The organism is Pedobacter caeni (assembly GCF_900129215.1).
Taxonomy (GTDB): domain Bacteria; phylum Bacteroidota; class Bacteroidia; order Sphingobacteriales; family Sphingobacteriaceae; genus Pedobacter; species Pedobacter caeni.
On record NZ_FQUQ01000004.1, the window covers coordinates 339140 to 354152 of the forward strand.

10 protein-coding genes are annotated in these 15013 nt (G+C 39.9%); 8 read left to right on the plus strand and 2 right to left on the minus strand.

Annotated features, from left to right (window positions below):
- Positions 1 to 284: 284 nt before the first annotated feature.
- A complete protein-coding gene (locus BUC20_RS20895) occupies positions 285 to 950 on the minus strand; it encodes a metal-dependent transcriptional regulator (protein WP_068402213.1) in 666 nt (221 codons plus the stop codon).
- Positions 951 to 1071: 121 nt separating this feature from the next.
- Here BUC20_RS20895 and BUC20_RS20900 point away from each other — a divergent pair, with 121 nt between their 5' ends.
- The 3 genes from BUC20_RS20900 to BUC20_RS20910 are packed head-to-tail and all read left to right on the plus strand — an operon-like array spanning position 1072 to position 3943.
- Positions 1072 to 2271: a di-heme oxidoredictase family protein gene (locus BUC20_RS20900; protein ID WP_068402215.1), complete on the plus strand. Its 1200-nt coding sequence runs from the start codon at positions 1072 to 1074 to the stop codon at positions 2269 to 2271.
- A gap of 2 nt (positions 2272 to 2273) precedes the next feature.
- A complete protein-coding gene (locus BUC20_RS20905; protein ID WP_068402217.1) occupies positions 2274 to 2717 on the plus strand; it encodes a QcrA and Rieske domain-containing protein in 444 nt (147 codons plus the stop codon).
- Positions 2714 to 3943, plus strand: coding sequence for a hypothetical protein (locus tag BUC20_RS20910; protein ID WP_068402219.1), 1230 nt, complete (start codon positions 2714 to 2716; stop codon positions 3941 to 3943). The genes BUC20_RS20905 and BUC20_RS20910 overlap by 4 nt, the downstream gene beginning before the upstream one ends.
- Before the next feature lie 224 nt (positions 3944 to 4167).
- On the opposite strand, the gene BUC20_RS34415 is transcribed toward BUC20_RS20910, so the two are convergent.
- Complete coding sequence (locus BUC20_RS34415) at positions 4168 to 4383, minus strand: GDCCVxC domain-containing (seleno)protein (RefSeq protein WP_073233006.1); 216 nt, start codon at positions 4381 to 4383, stop codon at positions 4168 to 4170.
- 271 nt (positions 4384 to 4654) lie between these two features.
- Here BUC20_RS34415 and BUC20_RS34460 point away from each other — a divergent pair, with 271 nt between their 5' ends.
- The 5 genes from BUC20_RS34460 to BUC20_RS20940 all read left to right on the plus strand — a co-directional run bounded on the left by BUC20_RS34460 (position 4655) and on the right by BUC20_RS20940 (position 14929).
- On the plus strand, positions 4655 to 4972 hold the full coding sequence (locus tag BUC20_RS34460; protein WP_368388870.1) for a DUF6660 family protein: 318 nt from the start codon (positions 4655 to 4657) through the stop codon (positions 4970 to 4972).
- Positions 4973 to 5065: 93 nt separating this feature from the next.
- The gene (locus tag BUC20_RS20925; protein WP_068402223.1) at positions 5066 to 9439 is read left to right on the plus strand and encodes a CusA/CzcA family heavy metal efflux RND transporter; all 4374 of its coding nucleotides are present in this window, start codon (positions 5066 to 5068) and stop codon (positions 9437 to 9439) included.
- 10 nt (positions 9440 to 9449) lie between these two features.
- A complete protein-coding gene (locus BUC20_RS20930; protein WP_073233007.1) occupies positions 9450 to 10727 on the plus strand; it encodes an efflux RND transporter periplasmic adaptor subunit in 1278 nt (425 codons plus the stop codon).
- Between the two features lie 94 nt (positions 10728 to 10821).
- Positions 10822 to 12780, plus strand: coding sequence for an LTA synthase family protein (locus BUC20_RS20935; RefSeq protein WP_068402227.1), 1959 nt, complete (start codon positions 10822 to 10824; stop codon positions 12778 to 12780).
- A gap of 46 nt (positions 12781 to 12826) precedes the next feature.
- Positions 12827 to 14929 carry a heavy metal translocating P-type ATPase gene (locus tag BUC20_RS20940; RefSeq protein WP_084359278.1) on the plus strand — a complete coding sequence of 701 codons (2103 nt, stop codon included), beginning with the start codon at positions 12827 to 12829 and terminating at the stop codon, positions 14927 to 14929.
- Positions 14930 to 15013: the final 84 nt, after the last annotated feature.

Genomic DNA, 15013 nt, shown 5'->3' on the forward strand with positions numbered 1-15013 from the left:
AAAAGCCGTCACTGGAAGCACTCCAAAACAAACACCACAAGCAAAAAAAGGTCATGGGCAATTTTCTTGATTCTTTTGACCTTCTAGTTCTTTATTATTATTTCGTTCAAAGCAGATCTCATCAGTACAACAATTATCCTCTAGGTTGCAGGGAACACCAGTTAAAAAGAGTACATAAAATGAAAAAAGGCAAACGAACCATTTCATGGTTTCAAATATATCAAAATTTTAATTCCATTGTATGTTTTTTTGCTTCAAACGAATTGCCCAACTGAGGTCTTTAATCATATATGCTTTAAGTTCTGCACCAATAGTTTTTCACAAGCAATTTCACTTAGAATTTCTGCTGTTCTTTCGTCGTAGCTAAGCTCCCTTGTTCCATCAAATGCTTCTATTAATTGAACAGTAAGTATGGTTCCTAGTTTTAAATTTTTACTGTTTAAAAACTTCAAAAAAACATCAGAAGAGTGAATAACACCAGATAATTGAATAGTTTCTCCAACTTTGCACTCACTTAATTTTCTTTGATCAGGAAAATCTATTTTTCCATTTTTATCAGGTATAGGCGCACCATGAGGATCAAATTTTGGGAAATCGAGGGCTTCATCCATTTTATCAAATAAGGCATTTGACTTTACATGCTCAACCTGTTCTGCTATCTCATGCACTTCATCCCAGCCAAACCCCATTTTTTCCACTAGATACATTTCAGTAAGACGGTGTTTTCGGATAATTGATGCAGCTTCTTTCTTTCCTGTCACCGTAAGGATTACTGGCTTATAGGTTATATACCGAACTAAATTTTTATCTGCTAGACTCTTCATCATGCTAGTCACAGTTGGCATCTTTATTCCTAAAAACTTACTCAATTCATTCACACCAGTCTCTCCGTTTTCATTAGCCAAAATGAAAAGCGCTTTTAGATAGTTTTCTTCTGTTTGGGAAATCATAGAACAAAGTTAAACATAAAACCTTTCCGAATCATCTAATAAAAAATCGAATAGTCGAATTAATTTTGTTAGTGATATCTAACTTTATATATTTGCATATTGAAATATTAAAATTAGACCAATGAAAAAATCTTTACTTGTTACATGTATTTTAGTTGGACTTGTCACAATTATACAATCCTGTTCTAAGCTGGAACCAGCTTCGCCTAAAGACGAGAACTTATTAGATGGGCCGGTTGAAGGGTTAAGTTATGAGGAAAGCCGAAGGTTTCTATCAGGAGATGTAGCATTTAATGACGAAATCTTTACTCCTGAAAAAGGCTTAGGGCCAGTTTTTGTAGCTACAAGTTGTGGAAGTTGCCATGCAGGGGATGGCAAGGGACATCCATTTACCACACTTACCCGTTTCGGACAAATTGACGAAACAGGTAACAAGTTTCTAAATCAGGGTGGCCCTCAATTACAGAATAGAGCTATACCTGGATATATGCCAGAACAAATACCCTTAGGAGCTACCTTTTCTAAATTCACACCTCCTGCTAATACTGGATTAGGTCTTTTAGAACTTGTTTCTGATGCAGACATTCTGGCAATGGCAGATCCAGACGACAATGACAACGATGGGATTTCCGGAGTTCCAAACTATGGTAACCTGCCGCAGTATATAATTCCCTTTGCTAATGCAATTCAAAAAGATGGAAAATATATCCATCGATTTGGTAAAAAGGCTGCTGCTTATAGTCTGTTACATCAAACTGTAAATGCATATAACCAAGATATAGGAATTACTTCAAGTTACGATCCGGTAGATGTTTATACTCATCTTACCATTGATCCAGAGATTTCGACCCAAACCGTAAATGATGTTGTGTTTTATTTGCAAACGCTTAAAGCCCCCATTCAACGTCAGCAAAATGACTCTGAAGTTAAAAATGGTCGGGTAATATTTGACAGGATAAATTGTTCAGGTTGTCATAAACCCACTTTAAAAACAGGCATATCCACTACAAAGGCACTGTCTAACAAAACTTTCCATCCTTATACTGATCTATTATTGCATGACATGGGAGCAGGACTTGATGATGCTTATACAGAAGGGACTGCAAAAACTTTTGAGTGGAGAACACCACCACTTTGGGGCTTAGGTCTTTCACCAAACTCTCAAGGCGGACAATATCACCTATTACATGACGGGAGAGCAAAAAGTATTGAAGAGGCTATAACCTTACATGGTGGCGAGGCTGCTAATGCAAGAAATGAATATATCCAGCTTTCAGCGGCTGATAAAAATGCACTCATCAAATTTTTAAAGTCACTGTAGCCATGAAAAGAAAAGATTTTATAAAAAACTGTGGTTATGCTTGTTTAGCAGGGCTGGGAATTCCAACCCTGCTAGAAAGTTGTAGTTCTTTACAGATTTTATCAGGAGAAATTGCTGATGATAATTTGGTTGTCCCTATATCAGATTTTATAATCAAGTCTAATAAAAAACAATTTAAGAAATATATCATTGTGACCAATGATCTGCTAAAATTTCCTATATGCATATACCGCTTTAATGAAAACACGTATTCCGCTTTATGGATGGAATGCACTCACTTAGGAGCAGAATTACAAGTATTTGGAGACAAACTGCAATGTCCCGCCCACGGTAGTGAATTTAACAACAAAGGAATAATGCAAAATGGCCCGGCTGATACCAACCTGCGAACATTTGCAATCGTTATCGAAACGAATCAACTAAAAATCTCCCTTAAAGCGATATGAAAAAAGTAATTACTACACTCACAATTATATTAATTGGATACTACATAGCAGAAGCTCAAATTGACCCGAAACTTCTTAAAAGATCAACATTAGACACAGCTAAACAATCCTTAAATATGGATGCCGTTTACGAACGACCATTCATCACTGTGGGGAAATTACCAGTTTCTTTAGGGGGGTATATGGAAGCAAACTGGCAACATTCAGGTACAGATGGTGTTTCCGAGGGACATCAATTTCAGTTTAGAAGAATGACGCTATTTGTTGCTTCCACTATTAGCAAACGCATTAAATTTTTATCTGAAATTGAATTTGAACCAGCCGAAAAGGAAATTGCAATAGAATTTGCCGCCCTCGATCTTGAGCTTCATCCCCTATTGAATTTAAGAGGTGGAATGATTATGAACCCAATAGGTGCCTTCAATCAAAACCATGATGGGCCAAAATGGGAATTTACGGATCGTCCGATTGCGATGACACAAATGTTACCTGCAACATGGAGTAACGCCGGATTTGGCATTTATGGAAAACACTATAATACAAATTGGATGTTTGGTTATGAAATTTATGCATCCAGTGGGTTTGATAATTCGATTATTGCCAACAAAGAGAATAAGACCTTTTTACCAGCTGCAAAAGAGAATACTGAAAGGTTTGAAGAAATGGCCAGCGGTCAACCGCTATTGACAGGAAAAATTGCAGTCCGACATAATAAAATAGGAGAAATCGGATTATCCTATATGGGCGGGATATATAACAAATGGCTAGATGACGGGATTGTAATAGACGACAAAAGAAGGTTAAATATATTTGCTATTGATTTTAACACCACTTTGCCTAACCTTAACACTTTTATTACCGCAGAATGGGCATGGATCAATATAGATGTTCCCACAACATATTCGCAACAATTTGGTAATAAACAACAAGGAGGATATGCCGACATTGTACAGCCAATATTAAAAAGAGAAATTCTGGGTTGGCAAAATGCCACCATCAATCTTGCCTGCCGCTTTGAATATGTTGATTGGAATGTTGGAAAATTCAAAGAAACAGACGAAAATATTGGTGATGAATTATGGAGCATAATGCCTGGGATTAGCTTTAGACCAAGACCACAAACCGTTCTAAGGGCTAATTACAGAATTCAAAGTCAAAAGGATTTGTTAGGCAACCCACCAACCAAAACTGCCGCAATACAATTTGGAGTATCAACTTATTTTTAATTGGAACTTTGAAAATGAAATAGCCAAAATCAATTTACATTATTTAACAGGGCGAAGTACGCATACACGCCAAAAACCATACTTGAATCGAAATGGTATAGAAGAATAAAAAAATAATGTCTAAGAAAGTAATTGACATTTTTAAATTCTTCTTTTTGTCCCCACGATTTGACTTCGCCGCCATGTTGTTTTTTCCTACGAGTTTGTTACACCTCTACAGAATTTCAGCAACACGATTTGTTTTCTTGTATTGGGGGACATGGAACTGTCCCATAGCTACAGAACACACAGCAGTCTCCATCTTGAGGTTTTAATCTTGTCTTGCATTTTTCGCATTCATAGAAGTACTGGCAAGAATCTGTCGGCATTATCTCCATTTTTTGATGTTGGCAAACAGGGCAAGTTATGGTAGATTCTAGTATTATTGCTTTAGTTGTCATTGGTTGATTTATTTATGATTTTATAACCTGTTTCTTTCTCTACTGCCTCTTCCAATTGTGCTAAAGAAATCTGCGTAGAATCAAATTTTACAACAGCTTGTCCTTCCCCATAAGCAATGCTTTTGGAGTTCCTAGCAAATAATATCCGGATCTCTTCAATACGTCTTCAAATTACACGATTTATCCTACCTTCAACAATAGATGCAAAAATTTTATTTTTCTCTTGTAATACTGAATTATATTTTTATACATTTGGAAAAAATATTTTTTTGTGAAAATAGTTAACTGGCTTATTGTTATTATCATCCTTGTCATGAATTTCGTGCCTTGTAAGGATATGAACAATTCCAGAGCTACTGTAACAAATAGAATTTCTAAAACTATAGCAGACGACGGCCATTCAAAATCTGATCTTGATTCCTGTTCTCCATTTTGTTCTTGCTCCTGCTGCAATACACCTATACCAATCAATCAAGTTGTGCATATAAAAACCATATCCTTAATATTGAAAAAGGAATATGTTGATTTATATTCGGCCAATGCAGCTTCCGTTTCTCTTTCCATTTGGCAACCGCCTCAATTAAGTTAGTTAAATCATCATGTTATTGCTTGCGGTTCATTTCTCATGAAGTGTTGTCGACTATGCATTAATTAGTTTTTTATCTAACATAATTTTAATTCGATGCTGAAAAAAATCATTCAGTTTTCTATACAGAACAAGCTTGTTATTGGACTGTTTACCCTTGCATTAATTGCCTGGGGTATTTATTCCCTTAAACAGCTTCCTATAGATGCAGTACCTGATATTACAAACAATCAGGTGCAAGTTATTACTTTAAGCCCTTCACTGGCCAGCCAGGAAATAGAACGCTTAATATCCTATCCGGTAGAACAGTCCATGTCTACTATTCCTGAAATACAGCAGGTTCGTTCCATATCAAGGTTCGGATTATCCGTAGTGACCATTGTGTTCCACGATGACGTAGATATTTACTGGGCACGTCAACAGGTTAATGAAAAGTTAGCTGAGGCTAAAAATAATATTCCCGGCGGTTTGGGAAACCCTGAGATCTCACCTATATCGACTGGTCTTGGTGAGATATATCAATACGTGATCCATGCCAAGCCGGGATTTGAGAAAAAATATACTGCACTTGAACTTAGAAGCATTCAGGACTGGATTGTAAGAAAGCAACTTTTAGGCACACCCGGCATTGCAGAGGTGAACAGCTTCGGCGGCTTATTAAAACAATATGAAATTGCGCTGGATCCTGATAAGTTAAGAAGCTTTAACTTAAGTATTAATGACGTCTTCACTTCATTAGAACAGAATAATCAAAACACGGGTGGCGCTTATATTGATAAAAAACCTAATGCATACTTCATCCGAAGTGAAGGATTCGTAGGCAGTATCTCTGATATTAACAAGATCGTAGTTAAAAATAGTCCAAGTGGTATACCAGTACTAATCAGGGATATTGCAAACGTCCAGATTGGCAATTCTATTCGTTATGGGGCACTTACCCGTGCTACACCTGAGGCACAAGGAGAAGCGGTTGGTGGTATCGTAATGATGCTTAAAGGCGCCAATGCAAATAACGTAGTAAAACAAGTTAAGCTCAAAATAGAGAGGATCAGCAAAACACTTCCTGAAGGGGTGGTCGTAGAACCATTCCTTGACCGGAGCGCTTTGGTAGATAGAGCAATGGGCACAGTCGCTAAGAACCTGATTGAAGGTGCGTTAATTGTAATCTTTGTATTGGTACTGTTCCTTGGAAACTTCCGGGCCGGACTGGTCGTTGCCTCAGTGATTCCGCTGGCGATGCTGTTTGCCATTTCCATGATGAACCTGTTCGGGGTATCAGGAAACCTAATGAGCCTGGGTGCAATTGACTTTGGTCTGATCGTTGATGGAGCCGTAATTATTGTAGAGGCCACGATGCACCACCTAGGCATGCGTAAAGCAGGCAGAATGACTCAGGAGGAAATGGACAAAGAAGTATATGAATCTGCTGTAAAAATCAGGTCTGCTGCTGCTTTTGGGGAGATCATCATTTTGATCGTTTACCTCCCTATCCTTGCATTGGTAGGTATTGAAGGTAAAATGTTTGGCCCGATGGCCCAAACGGTTTCCTTTGCAATCCTGGGTGCATTTTTACTCTCTATGACGTATGTCCCTATGGTATCTGCATTATTTTTGAGCAAAAACCCAACCCACAAAAGAAACTTTTCTGATCGTATGATGGATTTCTTCCACAAATACTATCACCCAATGATCAAAGGTGCATTAAAACGCAGAATGGCTGTGACGATTACCTCTATCGCATTATTGGTTGTCAGTCTATTCGTCTTTAGCCGAATGGGTGGAGAATTTATCCCAAATCTGGAGGAAGGTGATTTTGCAGTTGAGACCAGATTACTAACAGGAAGTTCCCTATCCCAGACGATTGATAAAGTGAACCAGGCATCAGCCATTCTAGTGAAAAAGTTTCCGGAAGTAAAAGAAGTGGTTGGCAAGATTGGCGCTGCTGAGATTCCTACGGATCCGATGCCGATGGAGGCTTGTGACTTGACCATCATCCTAAAAGACAAAAAGGAATGGACAAGTGCTAAGACCCGCGAAGAACTAACTGAAATGATGAGTGACGCCCTCAAAGAGGTGGCGGGTGTGAGTTTTGGCTTCTCCCAGCCCATTCAGTTACGCTCCAATGAACTTATATCTGGTGTCAGACAGGACATTGGTATTAAAATATTTGGTGATGACTTGACTGCATTAACGGATTTTTCTAAAAAAATCGGGAGCATTGTTTCTTCGGTCGAAGGTGCCAAAGACTTATACCTGGAGCAAGCCGAAGGTCTTCCCCAGATAGTAGTTAAAATAAACAGAGATCGAATTGCACAATACGGATTAAGTGTAGAGACTGTGAACCAGGCTTTAAATGCAGCATTTGCCGGACAATCAGCGGGGCTGGTTTACGAGGGAGAACAGCGTTACGACATGGTAGTTCGCCTGTCTCAGGAAAACCGTCAGGGTATTGATGACGTTAAGAATGTATTTGTTACTGCACCAAATGGCAATCAGGTACCATTGGAGCAACTTGCTGATGTAGAGTTTAAAATTGGCCCGAACCAGATCCAGCGTGAGGACACCAAGCGACGTATTATTGTCGGTTTAAATGTACGCGGTCGCGATATTGCCAGTGTGGTTGAGGAAATACAGACTAAAATAGAGCAGCAGGTTAAGTTGCCGGCCGGTTATTATATTACCTATGGCGGTCAGTTTGAAAATCTTAGAGAAGCAACCAAAAGATTATCAGTAGCAGTACCCGTAGCTTTGTTACTCATCCTGTTGTTATTGTATTTTTCTTTTGGTTCTATTAAACAGTCCTTGCTGATCTTTTCTGCCATCCCAATGGCCGCTATCGGTGGCATCTTCGCTCTACTGCTAAGAGGCATGCCGTTCAGTATTTCGGCGGGTGTTGGTTTTATTGCACTTTTTGGGGTTGCTGTACTTAACGGGATCGTGCTGATCACTGAATTTAACAGGCTCAAAAAAATAGGAAAATATACCTTGAACGAAATTGTACTGAAAGGAACAGAGCTGAGGTTAAGGCCAGTACTAATGACTGCCACTGTGGCTTCCCTTGGATTCCTGCCAATGGCCATTTCAACAGCCGCAGGTGCGGAAGTACAAAAGCCTCTTGCCACAGTTGTGATTGGCGGTCTGCTTACCTCAACAATTTTAACCCTTATTGTATTACCCGTGTTATATACTTATTTTGAAAGCTGGAAGGGCAAAACAAAGTCTATTCCTGCGACTGCAATTGCAATCATCATCAGTTGCCTGTTGTTCTTTAGCCCAACTGCAAAAGCGCAGATACCTGGACAAACTTTAACCATGACCCAGGCGATTGAAACGGCCATTAAAAACAACCAGGCAGTAAAATCTTCAGGATTGCAGATTAACCAGCAACAGGCCTTAAGAGGAAGTTCAACTGACCTGGGCAAAACAAGTTTCGATATCCAATATGGCCAGTTTAACAGCATACGAAAAGACAATAATTTCAGTGTATCCCAAAGTATCCCAAACCCTGGGGTATTCAAAAACCAGAGAGGTCTATACGATGCCCGAATCAAAAGTGCCGAAATTAATCTGGCTGTTACCCAAAAAGAACTGAGTTATCAAGTGAAAAGTGCATATACGCAACTGGCATACTTTGTTGCATTACAGGACTTATATAAAAGCCAGGATTCTGTATACAGTAATTTTGCAAAGGCAGCATCATTGCGCTACAAAGCAGGTGAAACCAATTTATTGGAAAGTACCACTGCCGAAACCCAATATAATGAAGTGTTAAACCAGATGAGTAAGAACCGATCTGATATTCTCGCCTACACAGCTGAGCTGCAAAGACTGCTCAATTCACAGGATATTATTGAAATTGCGAAAGACCAGTTTAAGCAAGACGAATACAATAACTTGGCATTAGACAGTGCAATTTCAGCTAATCCTCTGCTTGCGTTGCAAAAACAGCAGATTGTTGTCGCAGATAAGGCTCTTGCATTAGAAAAAGCACGTTCAGGCCCTGATTTTACCGTCGGTTATTTTAACCAGTCAATTATCGGAACGCAGAATGTCAACGGAAATGACCAGTATTTTAGTGGCAGTAAAAGGTTTCAAGGCGTTCAGGCCGGCATTTCCCTTCCAATTTTCTTTAAACCTTTTTCATCACGTATCAAAGCAGCAAGAATAGAAAAGCAAGTTGCGGAAAGCCAATTTAACTTATTTGAAACTAATCTTCAAGGGCAGTATAAACAGGCATATCAGGATTTACAGAAAAACGCAAGAAGTATTGACTATTACAAAAAGAGTGCTTTACCCAATGTGAATCTAATTCTAAAGCAATCACAAATCGCTTTTCAAAATGGTGAAATTGGTTATGTAGAATACTTGCAGGCCTTACGTACTTATTCAGAGATCCGGTTTAATTACCTGCAGGCCATCAATCAATACAATCAATCAGTTTACACACTTCAATACCTTATGGGTATATAATCAATAAGAAATGAAAAAGACAATTCATAATATCACACGTATCACTTCAGTACTGCTCTTGGCTATTTTAATCGCCTCTTGTGGTGGAAATAAGAAGGAAACTGAGGCAACAGCAGCCCCGGCAGAAGAAGCCCATGAGGAAAATGAGAATTCAGTGGAGATTACCCAATCACAATATAAAGCAATTGGTGTGACCTTAGGCTCACCTGAATTGAAGTCATTAAGCGGACTTTTAAAAGTTAATGGTTACATCGATGTTCCACCGCAGAATTTAGTAAGTATCACCACCCAAATGGGCGGCATAGTAAGGTCAACACCACTTTTGCAAGGCAGTAGCGTTAGCAAAGGACAAGTGATAGCTGTGCTTCAAAACCAGGAATATGTACAGCTTCAGCAAGATTATCTGGAAAGCAAAAGCCAGCTGGAATTAGCCGATTCGGAGTACAAACGTCAGCAGACGCTTGCAAGTCAGAATGTAAATTCACAAAAAACCCTGCAACAGGCAAAATCCCAGTATCAGATCATCCAGGCCAGAGAAAATGCATTAAAGCAACGCCTACGCCTGATCAACATCAATCCCGGCAGCTTGTCTCCTACGAATATCAGAAGTGAGATAAATATCTACGCACCAATCAGCGGTTATGTGACCAAGGTAAATGTGAATAGCGGGAAATTCATAAACCCTAATGATGTCATGTTTGAAATTGTAGACAATTCAAACCTGCACGTTGAGTTAAAGGTCTTTGAAAAAGATGTGGACAAAGTGAAACCGGGACAAGGCGTAAGATTTATCTTAGCGAATGATCCCGATACCATTCAACAGCGGGCCGTAGTTCAGCTGGTAGGAAAGGAAATTGCAACAGACAAAACCGTTACTGTACACGCAATTGCCAAAGGAAGCAAAAATTTTATTCCGGGTACTTATTTAAAAGCTTATATCGAGGCCGGTACCACCCAAGCTATGGCCTTACCACTCAGTGCTGTAGTTGATTTCCAGAATAAAAAATACATTTTCATTGCAAAAGCGGCAGGAAAAGAGGCCGGCCATGCAAAAGAAAAAAATGAAACGGGACATAAGCATGATCCAAAGGAATCAGAGCATGAAAAAGAAGCTGAAGGAGAATCCTTTCACTTTGAGATTCTGGAAGTTACTACTGGAACCAGTGATGGCGGATATATACAGTTGGAATTGCCAAAAGGTATGGATCTTAAAGGAAAGGTTGTTTTAACGGGAGCTTACGATCTGCTATCGAAATTGAAAAATAGCGAAGAACATGAGGGGCATTAGAAAATACTCAAAAAGAACTAAGTAAATAGAATGAAATTATGTGCAGCAAATCTGCGCACATAATTTCTATGTACCCTAATTTAAAAAATGGCTTATGACTTTTAACCCGTTGAAAAGCCGGTATGCGGTACTTTATGCGTTTGCGGTGTTTTTCATAACCGCATCGATATCGCTACGTATTGCTTTTATTTATGTCTCGCTTAAAGATACCGAATTGACTTTAAAAAGCGCCTTAAGTATATTTACGAAAGGTTTGATTTTTGACTTTGGAGTAGTTTTATATTTTGGCCTCTTGTATGCAATTTATCTATTATTACTGCCTCAGAAGTTAAACCGCTCATCTTTTAATAAGGTTGTCAGTTATATAATTGTCTTTTTAATGATCTTAATCTCTGTGTTCTCCTTTTTTGCGGAGTTCACCTTTTGGGGAGAGTTTGAAAGTAGGTTTAATTTTATTGCTGTTGACTATCTGATCTATACGCATGAGGTTGTTAATAATATCAATGAATCTTACCCTTTGCCCTACCTAATTTCTGGTGTAGTTGCCATTACTATTGCAGTTATGGTTCTACTGATCAGGACCAACAATTTTAGTGACAGTTTCAAATCCAACACAAGGTTCAAATGGCGACTTATCCATTCGCTGATCATGGGTTTATTGATTGCTGTTTACGCATTGTACATAAACAATAGCTGGGCGGAAAAAAGTGAAAACCGATATCAGAATGAACTATCTAAGGCGGGAATTTATTCCTTCTTTTCGGCTTTCAAAAACAATGAACTCAATTATGAACAGTTTTATTCACTATTGAGTAATGAGCAGGCTTTTGCCATTACCCGGAGTTTACTTAAGGAGTCAGGCTCCAGATATACAGGTAACTTACAGTCGATTAGAAAAAACATCAAACCGTTAGGCGGTGAACAACAATTACCTAATGTAATCATGGTTGTACTGGAAAGCTTTAGCGCAGATTTTATGGGGAAATTTGGGAATGAACGGAAAATTACCCCAGTATTGGATTCTCTGGCAGATCATAGCTTATTCTTTACGAATATGTATGCCACCGGCACAAGGACAGTACGGGGAATGGAGGCATTAACACTGGCTGTACCCCCAACCCCCGGAAACAGTATAGTCCGGAGGGAAAAGAATAAACAATTGAGCACTATTGGCAGCATTTTCAGAACCAAAGGCTATCAAACAACGTTCTTTTATGGAGGCGACGGTTATTTCGATAACATGAACCAATATTTTGGCAGTAATGGGTTTGACATTGTGGACAGGGGCAGGAAACTCGCCATTGGTGATGATTACAAAACAAGAAGAACGATGATACCCGACAACGAGGTCAATTTTGAAAATGCCTGGGGAATCTGCGATCAAGATTTATTTGGTGCAGTACTTAAGGATGCCGATGCAAAATTTACGGCTAAGCAGTCATTTTACAATTTTGTAATGACCACCTCCAACCATAGGCCGTTCACTTATCCTGAAAGAAAAATTGACATTCCCTCTGGTTCTGGCAGAGACGGCGCGGTAAAATACACTGATTTTGCAATTGGTCAATTTCTAAAACAGGCCAAATCAAAGCCATGGTTCTCCAATACCATATTTATTTTTATAGCGGACCATTGTGCAAGTAGTGCCGGTAAGAACGAGATCGATGTAGCGAAATATCATATCCCCGCATTAGTCTATAATATACCGAATAGTAGGCCAACTCGTATAGATAAGATCTGTTCGCAGATAGACCTTTATCCCACTTTATTTTCCTTACTGAACTGGTCATACATCAATAATAATTATGGCAAAAATGTACTGGACAGTACTTATGTTCCCAGGACAATGATTGCCACTTATCAGAAGTTGGGTTTTATGAAGAATGACAGTTTGGTCATTTTAAGTCCTCGCAGGAAAGTTGAATCCGCTTTTTACAACAGATCAACAAACGAACAAAGGAAGGAAAAAGTTTCTCAGCAACTGATCAATGAGGCGATTGCCTATTACCAGACAGCCTATTATTTATATAGTAAAGGAGGGCTAAAAGAGTAACCTCTCGGCCGCTCAAAGTTTCAACACTAACATCAATCCCATAGTTATGAAAACAGACAAAAAAAATGGAAATCAACCAAAAACCCTACCTGTGAAAAACGGGGCTAAATCAGCGAGCACCAAAGTCGGGGCCGTTGGTAAATCGGATAGTCATGTCGAAGAAAAAGGGCATGAACACAGCGGAGTTTTCGGAAAAAATACAGAGCTGATATTTTCATTGATTTGCGGAACTGCTCTGGGAGCGGGCTTCGGATTATCTTATGTGGCAGGTATGCCTGAACTGGTCAGTCTTATCCTTTATATAATTGCCTATTTCTTTGGGGGCTTCTTTACGGCCAAGGAAGCAATTCAAACCATAATGAAAGGCGGGTTTGAGATTGATTTCCTGATGCTGGTTGCTGCAATCGGGGCTGCCATATTGGGTTCATGGATGGAAGGTGCCCTGTTGCTATTCCTTTTCAGTTTGGGACATGCACTGGAACATTACGCAATGAGTAAAGCACGTAAATCCATTGAGGCGCTGACCAGCCTAGCTCCCCCAACTGCATTGGTGGTTAGGGATGGCAGCCAACAGGAAATTCGTATTGAAGAATTGGTTTTAGGGGATCTCATTGTCATCAAACCCAACAGTAAAATACCGGCGGATGGTGTGGTTATCAAAGGCGAAGGAAGCGTAAATCAGGCACCGATAACCGGGGAAAGTGTACCGGTCGACAAATCGCCTGTTCCTGATCCAAATAAAGATTACACCAATGAAAAAAGCATTAAACCCCAATACCGTGTGTTTGCAGGTACCATAAACGGGGCAGCTGTTCTGGAAGTTAAGGTGATCAAAGAAGCCAAAGATTCAACCATTTCCCGTCTGGTAAAAATGGTCAATGAGGCGGAGAAACAAAAATCTCCAACTCAGTTGTTTACAGATAAATTCGAAAAGTACTTCGTGCCAGTTGTACTGGTACTGGTGGCAGCGCTATGTTTTGCTTTCCTGGTGATCGACGAACCATTTAGCAAAAGCTTTTACCGGGCGATGGCTGTATTGGTGGCCGCTAGTCCTTGTGCGCTTGCCATTTCCACTCCAAGTGCGGTATTAAGCGGTGTCGCCCGTGCTGCCAGAGGTGGGGTTTTGATTAAAGGCGGAAGACCACTAGAAGACCTGGGATCTCTGAATGCTATTGCTTTTGATAAAACCGGCACGCTGACTGAAGGAAAACCTCAGTTAACCAACGTGATCCCGTTAAACGGGATTTCTGAGGAGGATTTACTGGTCGTAGCCATTGCAGTAGAGAAACTAAGTGACCATCCCCTTGCAGAGGCTATCGTCAAAGGAGGTCTTGAAAAACTTAAAAAGCAATCTATTCCAGAGGCCAGTAAAGTGAAAGGCATCACAGGACGGGGCGTACAAGCGGAAGTTGGCGGTAAAAAGATACTCATTGGAAATAAGGCATTGTTTGAAAAAGACAATGTACCAGCGGAGATCATCAAACAAGTGGAAGACCTGGAAAAGGGTGGTCACACCTCTATGCTGGTCAAACAGGATAAGGATTTCATAGGTATTCTATCTCTGATGGATGTACCCCGTAAAGAGGCTAAAAATGTGCTGAAAGAACTTTCTGCGTTAGGTATTAAAAAAATGATCATGCTGACAGGGGATAACCAGCAGGTGGCTGAAGCTGTTGCTAAACAGATCGGCATCACTGATGCGATGGGTAACCTCATGCCAGAGGATAAAGTTAAAGCTGTCCAAAAACTGGATAAATCGGAAAAAATGGTGGCTATGGTTGGTGATGGTGTTAATGATGCTCCGGCAATGGCCAAGAGTACGGTAGGTATTGCTATGGGAGCTGCCGGATCTGATGTCGCTTTAGAAACCGCAGATATTGCCCTAATGGGAGACAAGCTGGAAAGTCTGCCTTTTGCAATAGGCTTAAGCCGCAAGGCAAAGGGTATCATTAAGCAAAACCTTTGGATTAGTCTGGGTGTAGTGGCAGTTTTGATACCGCTTACGATTCTGGGGGTGACCTCTATCGGGCCCGCAGTGATGGCACATGAAGGTTCCACCTTAGTCGTCGTTGGGAATGCACTTCGCCTCCTTGCCTATAAAAACAACCAAAAACAAACCATTAAGTCTGGAAGAAAGAAGAAAGCTTAAAGACAATATCATTCCCTAAAGCCTTATGGCTGGCCATCGTTTTCCGTGCATACGACGGTGGCCAATTGGGAATAACGGATCTAT